Origin of the sequence: Mesorhizobium sp. LMG 17147 (assembly GCF_024297145.1) — a bacterium.
Taxonomy (GTDB): Bacteria; Pseudomonadota; Alphaproteobacteria; order Rhizobiales; family Rhizobiaceae; genus Mesorhizobium.
In genome coordinates this window covers 34,009-52,314 of record NZ_JANCTC010000021.1, presented here as the reverse complement: position 1 = coordinate 52,314, position 18,306 = coordinate 34,009, and the positions used below count along the sequence as shown (strand labels likewise).

The following is an 18,306-nucleotide window of genomic DNA, read 5'->3' as shown; positions in this document are numbered from 1 at the left end:
CTAAACCGTTATGCAGCCAATCGCCTACCCGCCATCCCTGAACCGGTTGGTGATGGGATAGCGGCGGTCGCGGCCAAAATTCTTCCTGGTGATCTTCACGCCGGGCGCCGCCTGCCGGCGCTTGTATTCGGCGACGTAAAGCAGGTGCTCGACGCGCGTCACCGTCGCCCGGTCATGGCCGCGCGCAACGATCTCGTCGACGCCCATCTCGTTTTCGACCAGGCACTCCAATATGTCATCGAGCACCGGATAGGGCGGCAGCGAATCCTGGTCGGTCTGGTTCTCTCGCAGTTCCGCCGAGGGAGCCTTGTCGATGATATTATTCGGGATCACCTCGCCGGACGGACCGAGCGCACCCGGCGGCACATGCGCGTTGCGCCAGCGCGCCAGCGCATAGACCTGCATCTTGTAGAGATCCTTGATCGGATTGAAGCCGCCATTCATGTCGCCATAAAGCGTGGCGTAGCCTACCGACATCTCGCTCTTGTTGCCGGTAGTGACCACCATCGAGCCGAACTTGTTGGAAATCGCCATCAGGATGGTGCCGCGGGCACGGCTCTGCAGGTTTTCCTCGGTGATGCCTTCCTTGGTGCCCTCGAAAAGCTGCGTCAGTGTGTGCAGGAAGCCCTCGACCGGCTCGAAGATCGGCACGATATCGTAGCGGCAGCCGAGCGCGCGGGCGCAGTCCTCGGCGTCCTTGAGCGAGTCCTTCGAAGTGTAGCGGTAAGGCATCATCACGGCGCGCAGCCGCTCCTCGCCCAGCGCATCGACGGCAAGTGCCGCGCAGATCGCCGAATCGATGCCGCCGGAAAGGCCAAGCACGACATTCTTGAAGCCGTTCTTGTTGACGTAGTCGCGCAAGCCCAACATGCAGGCGCGATAGTCGGCCTCCTCCTTTTCAGGGATTTTCGACATCGGTCCGTCAGAGCAGACCCAGATGTCATTCTTTCGCTTCCAGGTGGTGACGTTGACCGTCTCCTCGAACTGGCTCATCTGGAAGGCCAGCGTCTTGTCAGAACCGATGGCAAACGATGCGCCGTCGAAGACCAGTTCGTCCTGGCCGCCAAGCTGGTTGGCATAGATGATCGGCAGTCCGCATTCGATGACCTGGCGGATGACGATCTGGTGGCGGACATCGACCTTGCCGCGATAGTAGGGCGAGCCGTTCGGCACCAGCAGGATTTCGGCGCCGCTTTCGGCCAGCGTCTCGCAGACGGCAACTTCGCCCCAGATGTCTTCGCAGATAGGCACTCCCACGCGCACGCCGCGGAAATTGACCGGCCCCTGGATCTCGGGGCCGGCCTGGAAGACGCGCTTCTCGTCGAACTCACCGTAATTCGGCAGATCGAGCTTGTAGCGTTCGGCAAGGATTTTGCCGCGATCAGCAAAGATGATCGAATTGTGCGTGCCGGTCTTGCGCTTCAACGGCGTGCCGATGATGAACCCTGGGCCGCCGTCGGCGGTATCGCCGGCGAAATCCTCCGCCGCCCGCTCGCACGCCTTCAGGAATGCCGGCTTCAGCACCAGATCCTCAGGCGGATAGCCGGAAAGGAAAAGCTCGGTAAACAGCACGAGGTCGGCGCCTTGGCGGGCGGCATCCGCCCTCGCCTCGCGTGCCTTGGCAAGATTGCCGGCGACGTCGCCGACCGTCGGATTGAGCTGGGCGACGGCGATGCGCAATATGTCTGGAGCGGTCCTGTCTGTCATGCCCGTGGGTTTAGCGCGGCAAAATTCGTCGGGCAATGGCGTTCGTTTGGACCAAACAATCGATCCTATTCGCCCATATATTCGCGCAAGGCTTCCGGCGGATGGTTCTCGCCGATCGACATTGCCAGAATGCGGGAAATGTGTCGGCGCGGCAGCCCGGTTTCCGCCGCCCAGGCGTTGATCTGCGCCTGGATCCTGCCCAAATCCCTCTTCGACGTCGGGCTCTCCGCGATGTCGAGTCCGGCATCGCGCAGTGCGGCCGCCGTATCGGCCGAGACAACAAAAGCGTCCCACTCAAGCCAGCGCAGAAAATACTGGCCGGTATTGCCGCCGAGCCGGCTGCCGTGCTTGCCGAGGTAGGCCATCAACCCGACCTGGTCATCCGCCGGCCAATCGGCCAGGAACTTGCCGAAGCTGCCGTGCTCCTTCGACACGCGCTCGACGAAGGCCGCGTTGTCGCGTACGGATTTGATCTTCTGCGGATTGCGCACGATGCGCTTGTCGGCGGTGAGATCGTGCCAGAAATCGTCAGGCTGGAATAGCAGCCGCTTCGGTTCGAAGCCAAGAAATGCTTCCTCGAAACCCGGCCATTTCTGCTCGATGACGCGCCAGACGAAGCCGGCGGCAAAGACCCGCTCGGCCATGGTCGACAGGATCCGGTCATCCGCAATCTTTGCCACCGCGGCATTGTCAGGCATTGGACCCAGCAGCGACGTAAGGGCTGCCTCACCGCCTTTGCGTTTCGCTGCACGGGCGCGAATTTTCTGAAAATCCACCATTGTTTCCTGACCCCATCGCGTCAATCTACCACTTCCCGTATGAACCGGCAGCTTCTACCTCATCGCTGACGACGGAGGCGACGATGAACAAGACGATCGAGGACCTGGCAAGCCGCTGGCTGAAGCGAAAGCCGGACGGCCTCAGCGCGCTCGAAAGCCGGGTACTGCAATCTACGCTCGAGCGCACCACGATCTCCAAGGACACCAACAAGGCCGTCGCCTTTCACCAGACGTTTGGAGATCGCCTGGCCGACACCATCGCCCGGATCGGCGGCTCGTGGTCCTTCATCCTGGCATTCATTGGCTTCCTGATCCTGTGGACGGCAGGCAATGTCTGGCTCTTGTCGAGCGCCGCCTTCGATCCCTATCCATTCATCTTCCTCAATCTCGTGCTTTCCATGGTTGCCGCCCTGCAGGCGCCAGTGATCATGATGGCGCAGAACCGCCAGACGGAGCGCGATCGAATCGACGCCGCCCACGACTATGAGGTTAATCTCAAGGCCGAGATCGAGATCATGGCGTTACACGAAAAGCTCGACGAACTGCGCCACAGCCAGATCATCGGCATGCGAGACGAGATCGCCCGGCTGGCCGAGCAGGTGAAGCGCATCGACGACATTCTGTCGAAGCAGCGAACGTCTTCATGACGGAAGCCATCCATCGTCTCATTGAGCAATATGGGTTGGTCGCGGTTTTCCTGGGCTGCGTGGCCGAGGGCGAAAGCGCCGCCATCCTTGGCGGTTTCTTCGCGCATCAGCATGTCTTCGTCCTGTGGCAGGCTTTCCTCGCGGCAGCGCTCGGCGCCTTCGGTGGCGACACGTTCTTCTTCATCTTGGGGCGGAGCTTCGCCGACCATAAATTCGTGATCAGGCTCCGTGCCCGGCCGGGCTTCAGCCACGCCTATCGTCTCGTCACCTCTCATCCCAACATCTTCGTGCTGTCGAACCGCTACATCTATGGCCTGCGCCTGGTCGGTGGTATCGCGGCGGGGCTGTCCGGCATCGCCGCGGCGCGTTTCGCCATCCTCAACGCCATCTCATCGGTGGTCTGGGCGGGGCTGTTCTGCACGGTCGGTTATGTGTTCGGGCTGGGTGCCGAGCGCATCGTCGGCCAGGCGCTGGCCCGCCACGAGCGGCTGCTGATCGCTCTGGCAATCGGCCTCGTTGTGGCTATACTCGGCTGGCTGGCGTCGCACTTCCTCGCCAAGAAGGAGCTTCGCAAGGGAAGCTGATCGTCAATCTATGCCGAGCGCACGGTCACCCTTTTCCAGGATCAGCGGGATGATCAGGTCTTCCTCGTCGGCAAGATGCCTGGTCAGCATGGCGATCAGCCGGCTGTTCTCGTCGGCATAGGTGTCGGCGGCGAAGCGCTGCTTGACCTCGCTCTCCTGAAGCGTGCGGATGAAGGCATTTGCCGCCTCGGCATTGCGCTCCAGTCCCTCATGGATTGTGTGGTGATCGGCATCGAGAATCTCGAAGCCGCGCTTCAGACGGGTCTCGGCCCTGGCGAAGACCGGGAAATAATGATGGTCCTCGACATTGTGATGGCCGTCGAGATTGCCGAGGAAATGGTTGAGGCGCGGCGCGAACCAGCGCGCGAATTCCGGCGCGTTCAGCCTACCTTCTCGATAATCGCCGATACCACTGGTGAGCATGTCGCCAAGCTCGCGGAACATATCGTGCCGCTGCAGCCACATATTGGCCACGCCGTGAATGTTGGCATGCGCCTGCCAGATCTCGCGCGGATATTTTTCGGCCAGCCAGCGCAGATCATCCGGCAGGCCCTCACGTTCAAGCAGCAGAAATCCGGCGGTATTGGCCATGTCGGTCCCCTCAGACCATGATCCCGAAAAGTGGTACCGGTTTTTCGGAAGAGATCATGGTCAAAACGAGAAATGCAGTGACGGCATGTAGTGTCTGAAACGTCAGATCGGTACCCCGAGGATCCGCTCGACGATCGCGACGCCCCAGACGCCTGCAGCGATTACCACCGAAATCAGCACCGCCAGCGAACCGCAATCCTTGGCCAGCTGGATATCGATGTTGAATTCACGGCTGAACGCGTCGCATGCCGCCTCGATGCCGGTGTTCAGCACCTCGATCATGATCATGAGCAGCACCGCGCCGATCAGCAGCGCATAGCCGCGCCACGATTCCGAAAGGAACCAGCCGAGCGGCAAGGCAAGCACAAGCAGCGTCAGCTCCAGCTGGAAGGCCTCCTCGCTGGCGGCCAGTTTGCGAAACGCCCGCACCGAGTTGTAAAAAGCGTCGATCAGCCGCTGCATGCCAAAACCCTTCGGAATCACCGGCAGGGGATTAGCGCAATGGCTGGACCAAGGGAATAAGGCGACCTCTTCAAAAATCAGTCGCCTGCCACCTTGATCGACGGCGTTGACTTCTCGAACTGCGGCAGCCCGTCGTCGACCGCGTAATAGTCGCCCTTGTCGCCGACGAAGATGTGACATTCCCCTTGAAGTCCGGTTGGCGCGTCGAACAGCCCGGCCAGGACTGAAACATAGCCATCATCCGTCGGCTTCCAGAACAGCAGCGAGCCGCATGTCTTGCAGAAACCCCGTCTGGCAAACGAAGATGCCTCGTACCAGGTGATGCTGTCCGCGCCCGTGATTGTGATGTCGGCGTCGGCAACATTGGTTGCAGCATAAAAATGCCCGCTCTGCTTCCGGCACTGCGAGCAATGGCAGTAGATAACACCACGCAGCGGTCCTCGTGTCTGGAACCGCACTGCCCCGCACAAGCATGATCCGGTGTGACTGTCAGCCATATCGGCCTCCCGATGCAATTGCCGTCGCTTCGCAGGATTCCAGTTTTGCGTGCGTTAGGCACGAGCAAATGCGACACCGGCCGGACGCGTTTCGCTGACCACCTCGATGATCGAATACGTTCTAATCAGCCGTTGACGGCCTGCTTGTGCTGGACCGGATGGCTCTTCTTTAGCAGATCGGACACCAGGAACGCCAACTCGATCGCCTGGTCGGCGTTGAGCCGCGGATCGCAATGGGTGTGGTAGCGATCCTGCAATTCTTCGGCGGTGATGGCGCGGGCACCACCGGTGCATTCGGTAACGTTCTTGCCTGTCATCTCGATGTGAATGCCGCCGGGATGCGTGCCTTCGGCGCGGTGCACCTCGAAGAACGTCTGCACCTCCTTCAGGATGCGGTCGAACGGCCGTGTCTTGTAGCCGGCGGCCTCGATCGTATTGCCATGCATCGGGTCGGAAGACCACACCACACTGCGGCCTTCCTTCTGTACCGCTCGCACCAGCTTCGGCAGATGGTCGGCGACCTTATCGGAGCCGAAACGAGCGATCAGCGTCAGCCGGCCGGGCTCGTTCTCCGGATTGAGCAGATCGATGAGCTGCAACAGGCCGTCGGGCGTCAGCGACGGCCCGCATTTCAGCCCCAGCGGGTTCTTGATGCCACGGCAATATTCGACATGCGCATGGTCGGGTTGGCGCGTGCGATCGCCGATCCAGATCATGTGGCCAGAGGTGGCGTACCAGTCGCCCGAGGTCGAATCGACGCGAGTCAGCGCCTCTTCATAACCGAGCAGCAGCGCCTCATGGCTGGTATAGAAATCGGTCTCGCGCAGCGCATAATTGGTCTCCGAGGTGATGCCGACGGCCTTCATGAAGTCCATCGTCTCGGTGATGCGGTTGGCGAGCGATTCGTATTTCTCGCCCTGCGGGCTGTCGGAGACGAACCCGAGCATCCATTGATGCACGTTCTCCAGGCTGGCGTAGCCGCCCTGGGCGAACGCACGCAAAAGGTTGAGCGTCGCCGCCGACTGGCGGTACGCCATCTCCTGTCTTGCAGGATCGGGAATACGCGACTTGGCATCGAACTCGATGCCGTTGATGATGTCGCCGCGATAGCTGGGCAGCGTCACACCGCCCTTGGTCTCATTGTCGGACGAGCGCGGCTTGGCGAACTGGCCGGCGACACGGCCGACCTTCACCACCGGTTGAGCGCCGGCGAAGGTCAGTACCACCGACATCTGCAGGAAGACGCGGAAGAAGTCGCGGATGTTGTCCGCGCCATGTTCGGCGAAGCTCTCGGCGCAATCGCCGCCCTGCAGAAGGAATGCGTCACCGGCAGCGACGGCTGCAAGCTGCTTCTTCAGCTTGCGTGCCTCACCTGCAAAAACCAGCGGCGGAAAGGTGGCGAGCTGGGCTTCTGTGTTCCTCAGCGCGGCAAGGTCCGGATAGGCAGGAACCTGCTGGATCGGCTTAGCTCTCCACGAATTCGGCGACCATTTCGTCATCGAAGCACCTAACGCTCTTTCACGCGGACGCCATCGCCCGCCAATCCGCCCCATATGGGGTCGCGGCTGCATACACGAAGCCGAATTCCTATTCTAGACCGGAATCTCAGCGCTGGCGAATGGCACGGCGGGGCGAAAGTACCAGCGCCGTCATGGTCCAGAGCACCAGCGATACCTTGCTACGCAGCCTTCTCCACCAGCCGTGCCAGCTGCGTCATGACAACCGCTGAGCCTGCCAGCCGCTTTTCGGGCGTCGGCCAGTCGCGGCTGAAGACGACGCTCTGGTCCGGCCGGATCTTGGCCAGCGAACCCTGTTCGCCGATGAGTTTGACCAGCCCGACCGGATTGGGGAATTCGCGCTTGCGGAAATGGATGACGACGCCTTTCGGTCCGGCATCGAGTTTTTCGACATTGGCCTTGCGGCAAAGTGCCTTGATGAAGACGATCTTCAATAAATGCTTCACCTCTTCCGGCAGCGGCCCGAAACGGTCGATAAGCTCGGCGCCAAAAGCGTCGATCTCTTCAGTGTTTTCGAGATCGCCAAGGCGGCGATAGAGCGCCAGCCTGAGCTGCAGATCCGGGACATAGCTTTCCGGGATCATCACCGCCGTGCCGACGGCGATCTGCGGCGACCAGCCGCCGTCCTGCACCTCGCCGGAATCCTTCACTTCGGCAACTGCCTCCTCCAGCATCTGCTGGTAGAGCTCGAAGCCGACCTCCTTGATGTGGCCCGACTGCTCTTCGCCAAGCAGATTGCCGGCGCCGCGAATGTCGAGGTCGTGGCTGGCCAGCTGGAAACCGGCGCCTAGCGTATCGAGCGACTGCAGCACTTTCAGCCGGCGCTCGGCTGTATCGGTGAGCTTGCGGTTGGCGGGCAGCGTGAACAGCGCGTAGGCGCGCACCTTAGAGCGGCCGACGCGCCCGCGCAGCTGATAGAGCTGAGACAGGCCGAACATATCGGCGCGGTGTACGATCAGCGTATTGGCAGTCGGAATATCGAGGCCGGATTCGACGATTGTGGTCGACAAAAGCACATCGTACTGGCCGTCATAGAAGGCGTTCATGATGTCGTCGAGTTCGCCGGGCGGCATCTGACCATGGGCCACGGCAACTTTCAGCTCAGGCACGGATTCGCGCAGGAAATCATGGATTTCCGCGAGATCGCTGATGCGCGGTACGACATAGAAAGAATGGCCGCCACGGTAGCGCTCGCGCAGCAGCGTCTCGCGGATGACCAGCGGATCGAAGGGGGAGATGAAGGTACGCACGGCCATGCGATCGACCGGCGGCGTGGCGATCAGCGACAGCTCACGCACCCCGGTCAAGGCAAGCTGCAGCGTTCGCGGGATCGGCGTCGCAGACAGCGTCAGAACGTGGACGTCGGTCTTGAGATCCTTCAGCCGCTCCTTGTGCTTGACGCCGAAATGCTGCTCCTCGTCGATGATCAGCAGGCCGAGATTCTTGAACGAGATCGAGGAGCCGAGCAGTGCGTGCGTGCCGATGACAATGTCGACTTGGCCTTCGGCGACGCCCTTCTTGGCCTCGGCCAGTTCCTTGGCGCCGACTAGCCGCGAGGCCTGGGCGACGCGGATCGGCAGGCCGGAGAAGCGCTGCGAGAAGGTCTTGAAATGCTGGCGCGACAACAATGTCGTCGGCACCACCACCGCGACCTGAAAGCCTTCCATCGCCGCAATGAAGGCAGCACGAAGCGCGACTTCGGTCTTCCCGAAGCCGACATCGCCGCAGATCAGCCGGTCCATCGGCTTTCCTGCGCCCAGATCATCCCTGACCGAATCGATCGCCGTTTGCTGGTCGTCGGTTTCCTCATAGGGGAAACGCGCTGCAAACTCGCCATAGAGGCCTTCCGCCGGCAGCAGCGCCGGTGCGGCCCGCATTTGTCGCTCGGCGGCGATGCGGATCAGCTGCCCGGCCATGTCGAGCAGGCGTTTCTTCAGCCGTGCCTTGCGCGATTGCCAGGCGCCGCCGCCAAGCTTGTCGAGTGTCGCCTCGGCCGAATCCGAGCCATAGCGCGATAGCAACTCGATGTTTTCCACCGGCAAGAACAGCCGATCGTCGCCGGCATAGTGGATTTCGAGGCAATCGTGCGGCGCACCGAGCGCCTCGATGGTGCGCAGCCCGATGAAGCGGCCAATGCCATGGTCGGCATGGACGACGATATCGCCTGAGGACAATGCCGAAGCCTCTGCGATGAAGTCGGACGCGCGCTTCTTGCGCTTCGAGCGCCGGATCAGTCGGTCGCCGAGAATGTCCTGCTCGGCGACGACGATCAGTTTCTCCGTCTCGAAGCCGGATTCGAGCGGCAGCACGGCCAGTCCCGCTTGCCCTGGCTCAAGCTTTTCGGCTTCGGCAAGCGTCGCCACCGGCCTCAGATTGCCAAGATGATGCTCGGCCAGGATTTGGCCGAGCCGGTCGAGCGAACCTTCAGTCCAGCCGGCGACGATGACACGGCGGCCTACAGCGCGCTCGTCGGAAATGTGTTTTACGACGACGTCGAAGACGTTGGCGTTAGGGTCGGCGCGCTCCTCGACGAAGCTGCGACCATGGCGCGCGCCGGCATGGAACACCTTTTTCGCACCGGCATCGGGCGCATCGAAGGACGTGAAGTCTATCGCTTCGCGCGGGCCAAGCGAAGCAATCAGGTTCTCGGGCGACAGATAAAGCAAATCCGGCGACACCGGCTTGTAGGGCACGGCATCCTTCAAGGCGCCGTCGGCCTGTTTTTTGCGCGCCTCATAATGATCGAGGATCAGCGCATGGCGCTCGGCCAGTGCCTCATGCGCCAGATGATCAAACACCACGGGCGCATCCGGCAGGTAATCGAACACGGTTTCCAGCCGCTCATAGAAGAACGGCAGCCAGTGCTCCATGCCGGCAAACCGCCTGCCCTCGCTGACCGCCGCATAGAGCCCATCGTCGCGCGAGGGCGCGCCAAAGGCTTCGATGTAGGCGCGGCGGAAGCGGCTGATCGTCTCTGGCGTCAGCGCCACCTCGCTCATCGCCTGTAGCGCCATCGACTTGCGCTGGCCGGTGGTGCGCTGTGTTGCGGTATCGAAGACGCGGATCGATTCCAGCGTATCGCCGAAGAAATCGAGGCGCAGCGCCTCAGTCCAGCCGGGCGCGAAGAGATCGAGAATGCCGCCGCGCACCGCGAATTCGCCGATACCGCGCACCGTCGGCACTCGCTCGAAGCCGGAATTCTCCAGCCGCGACACCAGCACGTTCATGTCTATCTGGTTGCCCGGTTTGGCGTGGAAGGTCTGCGCCTCGACGAGTTCAGCCGGCGGAATGCGTTGCAACAGCGCATTCGCGGTGGTGAGGACGACGGCGCGGTGCGGCTTCTTCACCAGCGCAATCATTGCAGCCAGTGCATCGAGCCGCCTTGCGGCGGCATCGGCGCCGGGCGAGACACGGTCGTAAGGCAGGCAATCCCAAGCCGGCAGTTCCAGCACCGGCAGGCCCGGCGCGGCAAAGGCAAGCGCCTCGACGATCGCCGGCAGGCGCTGGCCGTCGCGGGCCACGAACAGCACCGGCTTGTCCGGTGCGATCTCGCGCGCAGCCTGCACCAGCGCAAAGGCTTCGTAGCCGTCGGCGACGCCATCGACAATGAACTGGTCGGCGCGGCCTTTCGGCAGACCGATCGTAGGAATAAGGCTCATGGCTACACGTCGTTCAGAAGGTCAGGGGCCGGCGCGAGGCCAGGATTTTTTGCAGGACGGCACAATCGATAGTCGCCGGGATCGGGCGCTCCCCGGTGACGATGGGCAGGAATTCGGTGTCGGGAATGTCGAGGAGCCTCTCATATTGGTCGATTTCGTCGCCGGTCAAGGCGCCGATCTCGGCATCGGCGAAGCTGCCGAGTATAAGGTCCATCTCACGCATGCCGCGGTGCCACGAACGAAACAGAAGCTTGCGGCGGCGGGCATCGAGGCCCTCGCTGGATCGTTTCGTTCCGGTCATCGTGCAACATCCTTGCCCAGGCGGCGCATATAGCGTGGATAGAAGTCGGTGTCAGCCTTGCGCTACGGCCGGCGCAACATAAGCTGACATCATGCGTCCCTCCCTCCTCGACCCTTTGTTTGTCCCGATCACATCGCTTGCCGGCGTCGGGCCGAAGGTTGGTGCGCTGATCGAGAAAGTCGTGACGGCCGACCTCGGCGACCGGACCGCGCGCGCCGGGGACCTCTTGTTCGTGCTGCCGCATACTGTCATCGACCGCCGCAACCGGCCGGGCATCGCTGGTTCGGCCGAGGGCGCCATTGTCACACTCGACGTACGCATCGACCGCCACCAGCCGCCCCCACGCGGCAACAGGTCGGTCCCGTACCGGGTCTACGCCCATGACGACACTGGCGAGATCGCGCTGACTTTCTTCCATGCCCATGCCGCCTATCTCGAAAAAGCAATGCCCGTAGGCGAGCATGTCGTCGTCTCAGGCCGCATGGAATGGTTCAACGGCCGCCCGACCATGGTTCACCCCGACCATATCGCACTTGCCGGCGACGCGGAAAACCTGCCGTTGGTCGAGCCGGTCTATCCGCTGACCGCCGGGCTCTCGGCCAAGGTGCTGCGTCGGGCCATCGGCCAGGCGCTGGGCCGCCTGCCGGTGCTGCCCGAGTGGCAGGACGGCGAGTTCTGGCGCCGCCACGCCTTTCCCGCTTTCGGCGATGCGCTCAACCGCATCCACCATCCTGCCGACCCGATCGACGTCTCTGTCGACGGCGCGGCATGGCGGCGCCTTGCCTATGACGAGTTCCTGGCCAGCCAGGTATCGCTGGCGCTGGTGCGGGCCAAGGTGCGCCGATTATCGGGCCGGCCACTCGTCGGCGACGGCCGCATAGTCGAACAACTGCGCGTGGCACTCCCCTATTCGCTGACCATGTCGCAGGAAATGGCGCTTGCCGAAATCAACGCCGATCTCGGCGACCCCGAACGCATGCTGCGCCTTTTACAGGGCGATGTCGGCTCCGGCAAGACGGTGGTCGCGCTGCTTGCCATGGCGCGTGCCGTCGAGGCCGGCGGCCAGGCGGCATTGATGGCGCCGACCGAAATCCTGGCGCGCCAGCATCTGGCAACGATTGCGCCGTTGGCGGAACGGTCCGGCTTGCGCGTCGCCATCCTCACCGGCCGCGAAAACGGCCGCGAGCGCGCCGACACGCTGACCGGGCTGGCCAATGGCGACATCGACATCGTCGTCGGCACCCATGCGCTGTTCCAGCAAACGGTGACGTTCCATGACCTCGTGTTCGCCGTCGTCGACGAGCAGCACCGTTTCGGCGTCCACCAGCGCCTTGCCATCACCGCCAAGGGCGATGCGCCCGACATGCTGGTGATGACGGCAACGCCGATACCCCGGACGCTGGTGCTGACTGCCTTCGGCGACATGGACGTGTCGAAGCTGACGGAAAAGCCGGCCGGCCGCCAGCCGATCCGCACCGTCACCTTGCCGCTTGAACGGCTCGACGAACTGATCGGACGCATGCTCGACGCTGTCGCCGATGGCCAGAAAATCTACTGGATCTGTCCGCTGGTCGAGGAGTCCGAGGAGATCAAGCTGATGTCGGCCGAGGACCGTTTTGCCTCACTGAAGCCGCTGTTCGGTGATCGGATCGGCTTGGTGCATGGCCGCATGAAGGGCGCCGACAAGGACGAGGCGATGCGCGCCTTCAAGCAGGGTGATACGCGCATCCTGGTCGCCACCACGGTGATCGAGGTCGGCGTCGATGTGCCTGATGCGACGATCATGGTCATCGAGCATGCCGAGCGCTTTGGCCTCGCCCAGTTGCACCAATTGCGCGGCCGGGTCGGGCGTGGCGACAAGCCTTCATCCTGCGTGCTGCTCTACAAGAACCCGCTTGGCGAGACGGCAAAACGCCGTTTGTCGGTGATGCGCGAGACCGAGGACGGTTTCCGTATCGCCGAAGAGGATCTGAAGCTGCGCGGCGAAGGCGAGTTGCTCGGCACCCGCCAGTCCGGCACGCCGGGCTTCCAGGTGGCGCGCATCGAGGTGCATGCCGACCTGCTCGAGGCCGCTCGCGACGATGCGCGGCTGATCCTGTCGCGCGATCCGGAACTGCAGTCCGAACGCGGCACGGCGCTGCGCCTGTTGCTCTATCTGTTCGGCCGCGACGAGGCCGTGCGGCTCCTGCGTGCCGGCTGAGGCATCATATCGAGCGGAGGATTGGCAAGCGCGCCGTGGATCTGCTCGCCGTTCACCGTCATCATTTTGACAGCTGGCGCCACCAGGCCGGCCGACACGATCAGCTTGGCTCCGTCCTCGATCGTCATGTCGAGCGAAACGATGTCGGATTTCGGCACATACATCAGAAAGCCTGTCGTCGGGTTGGGCGTACACGGCATGAACACGGCAATCAGCGGATCGCCTTCCCGGTCGAGCTTCTGGTTGATCTCGGTTTCCTTCTCGCTGGCGACGAAGACAAGCGACCAGACCCCTTTGCGCGGATATTCTACCAACCCGACCTGGCGGAACATGTCGCCCTTGTTCGACAGCACGGTCTCGAAAATCTGCTTCAGCGAACGGTAGATGCCGCGCACCAGCGGCATGCGACCAAGCAGGCGCTCGCCGAAGTTGACGATGGCGCGGCCAACGATATTGGCGGTCATAAAGCCGATGAAAGTGATGAGGATCAGGGCAACGATCAGCCCAAAGCCCGGCACTGGAAACGGCAGGTAGGTGTCCGGATTGTAGCGTACCGGAATGTAGGGTTTGACTCAGGAATCGACCCAGCCGATAAGCGACCAGGCAATGTAGGCGGTAATCGCGAGCGGCGCGCAGACGACGAAGCCGGTCAGGAAATAGTTTCTCAGCCGGGTCATGCCTGAGGTCTTGAGAGCGTCCGACATGGTTCACCGCAGCGTGTGTTTGCAGCGCGACACTACTGAACCCGAAGGCGCTTTGGAATGGCGAAGTTTTTAAACGAGACCTATTCCACCGTTACCGATTTCGCCAGGTTGCGAGGCTGGTCGACGTCCGTACCCATGAACACGGCGGTGAAGTAGGCGAGCATCTGGATCGGCAGCGCGTAGATGATCGGCGAGATGATTTCCGGCACGTCCGGCAAAACGATCGTCTCCATCGTCTTCACCGTAGCGTGCGCCGCGCCCTTGCCGTCAGTGATCAGGATGATCTTGCCGCCGCGCGCGGCCACCTCCTGCATGTTCGACACTGTCTTTTCGAAGATGCGGTCATGCGGGGCGATGACGATAACGGGCATGTTCTCGTCGATCAGCGCGATCGGGCCGTGTTTCAGCTCGCCGGCAGCATAGCCTTCGGCATGGATATAGGAGATCTCCTTGAGCTTCAGCGCACCTTCCATGGCCAGCGGAAAATTGGTGTCCCGGCCGAGATAAAGCACATTCTTGTAGTGCGAGAGGTCGCGCGCGATCTTTTCGATCTGCCCGTCGAGCTTTAGCACCTGGTTGGCATAACGCGGCGCTTCCGACAGTTCGCGTATCAGCGTTTTCTCGTGCTCATGCGAAATCGTTCCGCGCGCCACGCCGGCCCGCACCGCCAGCGAGGCCAGCACGGAAAGTTGGCAGGTGAACGCCTTGGTCGAGGCGACGCCGATCTCCGGGCCGGCCAATGTCGGCAGGATGACGTCGGATTCGCGCGCCATGGTCGATTCACGCACATTGACGACCGCGCCGATCTTCATGCCAGCCTTGCGGCAGTAGCGCAGCGATGCCAGCGTATCGGCGGTCTCACCCGATTGCGAGATGAAGAAAGCGGCATCGTTCTTCGACAGCGGCATCTCGCGGTAGCGGAACTCCGAAGCGACATCGATGTCGACCGGCAGCCGCGCATAGCGCTCGAACCAGTACTTGCTGATCAGCCCGGCGAGATAGGCGGTGCCGCAGGCCGAAATCGCCAGCCGGTCGATCTTGGCGAAATCGAACGGCAGAGCGAGCGGCTTCGAGGCGCCACCGACGAAATCGACATAATGCGCCAGCGTGTGCGAGATCACTTCCGGCTGCTCATGGATTTCCTTTTCCATGAAATGGCGGCGGTTGCCTTTGTCGACCATGAAGCTCGTGCTGAGCGACTGTTGGCGTTTGCGGTCGACCTTGTTGCCGCCCATGTCGAAAATATCGACCTCGTTGCGGCGCACTACCGCCCAGTCGCCGTCTTCCAGATAGGTGATCGAATTGGTGAACGGGGCAAGCGCGATGGCGTCGGAGCCAAGGAACATCTGGCCGTCGCCATGACCGACGGCGAGCGGCGGGCCATTGCGCGCGCCGACGATCAAATCCTCGTCGCCCTTGAACATGATGGCGAGCGCAAAGGCGCCTTCCAGCCGCTTCAGCGCCTTATGCGCCGCCTCGACCGGCTTCAGCCCCCTGGCCAGTTCGCGCGCCACCAGGTGCGCGACGACTTCGGTATCGGTCTGTGAGGCGAAGCTGTAGCCGTCGCGCATCAGCTCGTCGCGCAATTCGGCGAAATTCTCGATGATGCCGTTATGAACGATGGCGACGCCGTCGGAAAAATGCGGATGCGCATTGCTCTCGTTCGGAACGCCATGCGTGGCCCAGCGCGTGTGGCCGATGCCGATCATGCCGTCGAGCGGTTCGTCCTTCAGCCGGCGCTCGAGATTGACCAGCTTGCCCTCGGCGCGGCGGCGGTCAAGCCTGCCGTGCTCGATCGTGGCGACGCCGGCCGAGTCATAGCCGCGATATTCGAGCCTTTTCAACGCATCGACGATAAGCGGCGCGACCGGCGAGTTACCGACAATTCCAACGATACCGCACATCGCGCTTGCCCCTGATTCCGACCTCAAACCCGGCGCTATTTAGAGACTGCCGGGCTGTCGCGAAAAATCACATTCCATTTCGTCCGGTATCAGCCGGACTATCCTGCACAGATGCACCATGACAGGGCGCACTTGCAATCCGGTTACTGCAATTGCTCAGTTTCTCCGCTTCTGTATCCTATCTTGGCTCAACGGCTCCAGAAATCAGTCAAAGACATGATCCCGCTCGTCGCGCCTACACTTTTTTGCGGGCGGCCGCCGCCGAAGCAAACCGTTCGCGCAACTCCTTGCCCTTGCCGGGTAGAGTCCGCTGGCGGGCGCGGCCGAAGGCCAGCGCATCGTCGGGTACGCTTTCGGTGATGACGCTGCCCGAGGCGATGTAGCCGCCCTTGCCGATCGACACCGGTGCCACCAGCGAGGAGTTCGAGCCGATGAAGGCACCCTCGCCGATATCGGTGAAGAATTTCGAATAACCGTCATAATTGCACGTGATGGTGCCGGCGCCAATATTGGCGCCTGCGCCGATGCGGGCATCGCCGATATAGGTCAGATGGTTGACCTTCGCGCCCTCCTCGACGATCGCCTGCTTTACTTCGCAGAAATTGCCGACCTTGGCCTTGTTTCTCAGATCGGCCCCGGGCCGCAGCCGCGCGAACGGCCCGACATCGCAATTCGACGCGATGGTGGCGCCTTCGATATGGCTGAAGGCATGGATCTTGGCGCCCGTCGCGATTTTCACGCCTGGGCCGAACCAGACATTGGGCTCGACAATCGTGTCGGCGCCGATCTCGGTGTCGTGCGAGAAGAACACGGTTTCGGGCGCAACCAGTGTCACCCCGGAAAGCATCGCTTCCTGCCGTCGACGCGCCTGCCAGATACCTTCCGCCTGGGCAAGCTCGGCACGGTTGTTGATGCCAAGCGCATTCTCGAAACTGGCTTCGGTGGCTACGACATCAAGTCCCTGCGCAGCGGCGATCTCGACGATGTCGGTGAGATAATACTCACCCTTGGCGTTCTTGCTGCCGACTTGATCGAGCAGCTTCAGCGCGTGCCTGCCGGCGACCGCCATCAGCCCGCCATTGCAGAAGGTGATTTTCTTCTCCTCGTCCGAGCAGTCCTTCTCCTCGCGGATGGCCACGAGCTTGCCGGCCTTTTCGATAAGCCGGCCGTAGCCCGAAGGATTTTCCGTACGGAAGCCGACCACCACGACGGCCGCACCTTCGGCCAGCTTCAGCCGCGCCGCCGCGAGCGCTTCTGGATCGATCAACGGCGTGTCGCCAAACATCACCAGGATGTCGTCATACCCCTTTGATATTGCTGCGCGCGCGGCAAGCACGGCGTGCGCGGTGCCAAGACGTTTCTCCTGGACGAAAGCTTCGGCCTTGGGCGCAAACTTGAGTGCGGCCTTGCGCATGTCATCGGCGCCATGGCCGATCACCAGCGCCAGATCGCCGCTGCCGGCGGCTTCGGCCGCCTTGACGACATGGGCAACCATTGGCAGGCCGGCGATTGTGTGCAGCACTTTCGGCACGGCACTCTTCATGCGCGTGCCTTCGCCGGCAGCGAGGATGATGGACAGGCAGGATCTCTGGCTCATGGGGACAGCAACCGTTGAAAGGGATCTGGAATCGGAGCGTTAGTAGCACCGGCGCCATGCTGCACCAATGCGGTTAAATTCCGGTGAGACGGTGGAACCTCCAACCCGCGGCACGCTCAGGCCGATCGGCTCAGGCGGCTTCCGCCTCGTTGCGTGATGCGAAGCTGGGGGCTCGGCCACGGCCGTATTGCCGTGGCGAACAGTTCATGACCCGCTTGAAAGCAGTGCTGAAGGCGCTTTCGGATTCGTAGCCGAGCGACAGCGCGATGACGGCGACGGGATCGCTGGAATTCGTCAGCCGATCCCCGGCCAGCAGCATTCGCCAGCGCGTCAAATAGTCCATCGGCGACGCGCCGACCGTCTCCTTGAATCTGAGCGCAAAGGTCGATCGCGACATGCCGGCCCGTTCCGCCAATTCCTGCAACGTCCAGCCATGCGCCGGATCGTCGTGCATGGCGCTGATCGCCGCGCCCATCTGTTTGTCCGAGAGGGCAAAGAGCCAGCCGACGCCACCTTTCAATCCTTCTGAAAGATGCAGCCGCAACGCCTGAACCAGCATCATGTGAGCAAGGTGCTGGATCACCAGAAAGCCGCCCGGTTGTGGCTCGCGCAGCTCCTGCATCATCCGCTCCACCGACCAGCGCAGCGCCGACGTGTCCGACTCTTTGCGGATATGCACAATGGCAGGCAGCATCCGCAACAGGATGCCGGCATGATTGCCGCCAAGCGCGAAGCGGCTGCTGACCAGAAAGAAATCACCGCCGCCATTGTGGGTCACGACACCGCCGGCTCGCGCAGGCGGAAAAATCTTGATGGCTTCAACAGGCGACAAACTCATGTCGCTTGCAAGGCGGAAAGGCCGCCCACTCGGCAACAGGAAGCAGTCCCCCGTGTCAAGGCGCACTGCGTCGGCAACGCCCTCTACTGACAGCCAGCACCGGCCGGAGACCACCGCTCCGGTCTTGATGCTTTGCTGCTGGTCGGGGAACTGGATCGACCATTCGCCACCTGCATCGAAGCCGGCCGACATATAGTTTCGCGGCTTCAGCAGCGAGAGCACATCTGAAAGAGGATCCACGTGTCATTCCGGACGATTGCGAAGATAATACGGACTTTACCGCATAGATCGTATTTCCTCAAGCGCCTATCACGACGTC

14 protein-coding genes and 1 pseudogene are annotated in these 18,306 nt (G+C 62.2%); 3 read left to right on the top strand and 12 right to left on the bottom strand.

Annotated features, from left to right (window positions below; translation table 11 throughout):
• Positions 1 to 24: 24 nt before the first annotated feature.
• Together NMG46_RS25455 and NMG46_RS25450 are read right to left on the bottom strand one after the other, a co-directional pair.
• Positions 25 to 1,707 (bottom strand): NAD+ synthase, encoded by a 1,683-nt coding sequence (locus tag NMG46_RS25455; protein WP_254820165.1) that lies wholly within the window; start codon positions 1,705 to 1,707, stop codon positions 25 to 27.
• A gap of 65 nt (positions 1,708 to 1,772) precedes the next feature.
• On the bottom strand, positions 1,773 to 2,486 hold the full coding sequence (locus tag NMG46_RS25450; RefSeq protein WP_254820164.1) for a DNA-3-methyladenine glycosylase I: 714 nt from the start codon (positions 2,484 to 2,486) through the stop codon (positions 1,773 to 1,775).
• Positions 2,487 to 2,569: 83 nt separating this feature from the next.
• On the opposite strand from NMG46_RS25450, the gene NMG46_RS25445 reads away from it, so the two are divergent.
• Both NMG46_RS25445 and NMG46_RS25440 read left to right on the top strand, forming a co-directional pair.
• Positions 2,570 to 3,133, top strand: coding sequence for a DUF1003 domain-containing protein (locus NMG46_RS25445; RefSeq protein ID WP_254820163.1), 564 nt, complete (start codon positions 2,570 to 2,572; stop codon positions 3,131 to 3,133).
• On the top strand, positions 3,130 to 3,717 hold the full coding sequence (locus NMG46_RS25440; RefSeq protein ID WP_254820162.1) for a DedA family protein: 588 nt from the start codon (positions 3,130 to 3,132) through the stop codon (positions 3,715 to 3,717). Before NMG46_RS25445 ends, NMG46_RS25440 begins: the two co-directional genes overlap by 4 nt.
• A gap of 3 nt (positions 3,718 to 3,720) precedes the next feature.
• On the opposite strand, the gene NMG46_RS25435 is transcribed toward NMG46_RS25440, so the two are convergent.
• The 6 genes from NMG46_RS25435 to NMG46_RS25410 form a co-directional block, all read right to left on the bottom strand.
• Positions 3,721 to 4,308 (bottom strand): hemerythrin domain-containing protein, encoded by a 588-nt coding sequence (locus tag NMG46_RS25435; protein WP_254820161.1) that lies wholly within the window; start codon positions 4,306 to 4,308, stop codon positions 3,721 to 3,723.
• 102 nt (positions 4,309 to 4,410) lie between these two features.
• Entirely contained in the window at positions 4,411 to 4,770 is a 360-nt protein-coding gene (locus NMG46_RS25430; RefSeq protein WP_254820160.1) for a diacylglycerol kinase, read from the bottom strand.
• Positions 4,771 to 4,847: 77 nt separating this feature from the next.
• A complete protein-coding gene (locus NMG46_RS25425; RefSeq protein WP_254820159.1) occupies positions 4,848 to 5,267 on the bottom strand; it encodes a GFA family protein in 420 nt (139 codons plus the stop codon).
• Between the two features lie 125 nt (positions 5,268 to 5,392).
• Positions 5,393 to 6,766, bottom strand: a complete 1,374-nt coding sequence (locus tag NMG46_RS25420; RefSeq protein WP_254820158.1) for a class II 3-deoxy-7-phosphoheptulonate synthase — start codon at positions 6,764 to 6,766, stop codon at positions 5,393 to 5,395.
• A 179-nt stretch (positions 6,767 to 6,945) separates the two neighbouring features.
• Positions 6,946 to 10,443 (bottom strand): transcription-repair coupling factor, encoded by a 3,498-nt coding sequence (mfd, locus tag NMG46_RS25415; protein ID WP_254820157.1) that lies wholly within the window; start codon positions 10,441 to 10,443, stop codon positions 6,946 to 6,948.
• Positions 10,444 to 10,456: 13 nt separating this feature from the next.
• A complete protein-coding gene (locus NMG46_RS25410; protein WP_254820156.1) occupies positions 10,457 to 10,744 on the bottom strand; it encodes a succinate dehydrogenase assembly factor 2 in 288 nt (95 codons plus the stop codon).
• 91 nt (positions 10,745 to 10,835) lie between these two features.
• Between NMG46_RS25410 and recG the strand changes: the two genes are divergently transcribed.
• Complete coding sequence (gene recG, locus NMG46_RS25405) at positions 10,836 to 12,944, top strand: ATP-dependent DNA helicase RecG (RefSeq protein ID WP_254820155.1); 2,109 nt, start codon at positions 10,836 to 10,838, stop codon at positions 12,942 to 12,944.
• On the opposite strand, the pseudogene NMG46_RS25400 reads toward recG, so the two are convergent.
• The 4 genes and pseudogenes from NMG46_RS25400 to NMG46_RS25385 form a co-directional block, all read right to left on the bottom strand.
• Positions 12,896 to 13,648 (bottom strand): annotated as a pseudogene (locus tag NMG46_RS25400) (DUF502 domain-containing protein). The gene recG and the pseudogene NMG46_RS25400 sit on opposite strands and share 49 nt — an antisense overlap.
• An 80-nt stretch (positions 13,649 to 13,728) precedes the next feature.
• Positions 13,729 to 15,552: a glutamine--fructose-6-phosphate transaminase (isomerizing) gene (gene glmS / locus NMG46_RS25395; protein ID WP_254820154.1), complete on the bottom strand. Its 1,824-nt coding sequence runs from the start codon at positions 15,550 to 15,552 to the stop codon at positions 13,729 to 13,731.
• A gap of 235 nt (positions 15,553 to 15,787) precedes the next feature.
• The gene (glmU, locus tag NMG46_RS25390; protein ID WP_254820153.1) at positions 15,788 to 17,149 is read right to left on the bottom strand and encodes a bifunctional UDP-N-acetylglucosamine diphosphorylase/glucosamine-1-phosphate N-acetyltransferase GlmU; all 1,362 of its coding nucleotides are present in this window, start codon (positions 17,147 to 17,149) and stop codon (positions 15,788 to 15,790) included.
• Positions 17,150 to 17,279: 130 nt separating this feature from the next.
• On the bottom strand, positions 17,280 to 18,227 hold the full coding sequence (locus NMG46_RS25385; RefSeq protein WP_254820152.1) for an AraC family transcriptional regulator: 948 nt from the start codon (positions 18,225 to 18,227) through the stop codon (positions 17,280 to 17,282).
• Between the last annotated feature and the right edge of the window lie 79 nt (positions 18,228 to 18,306).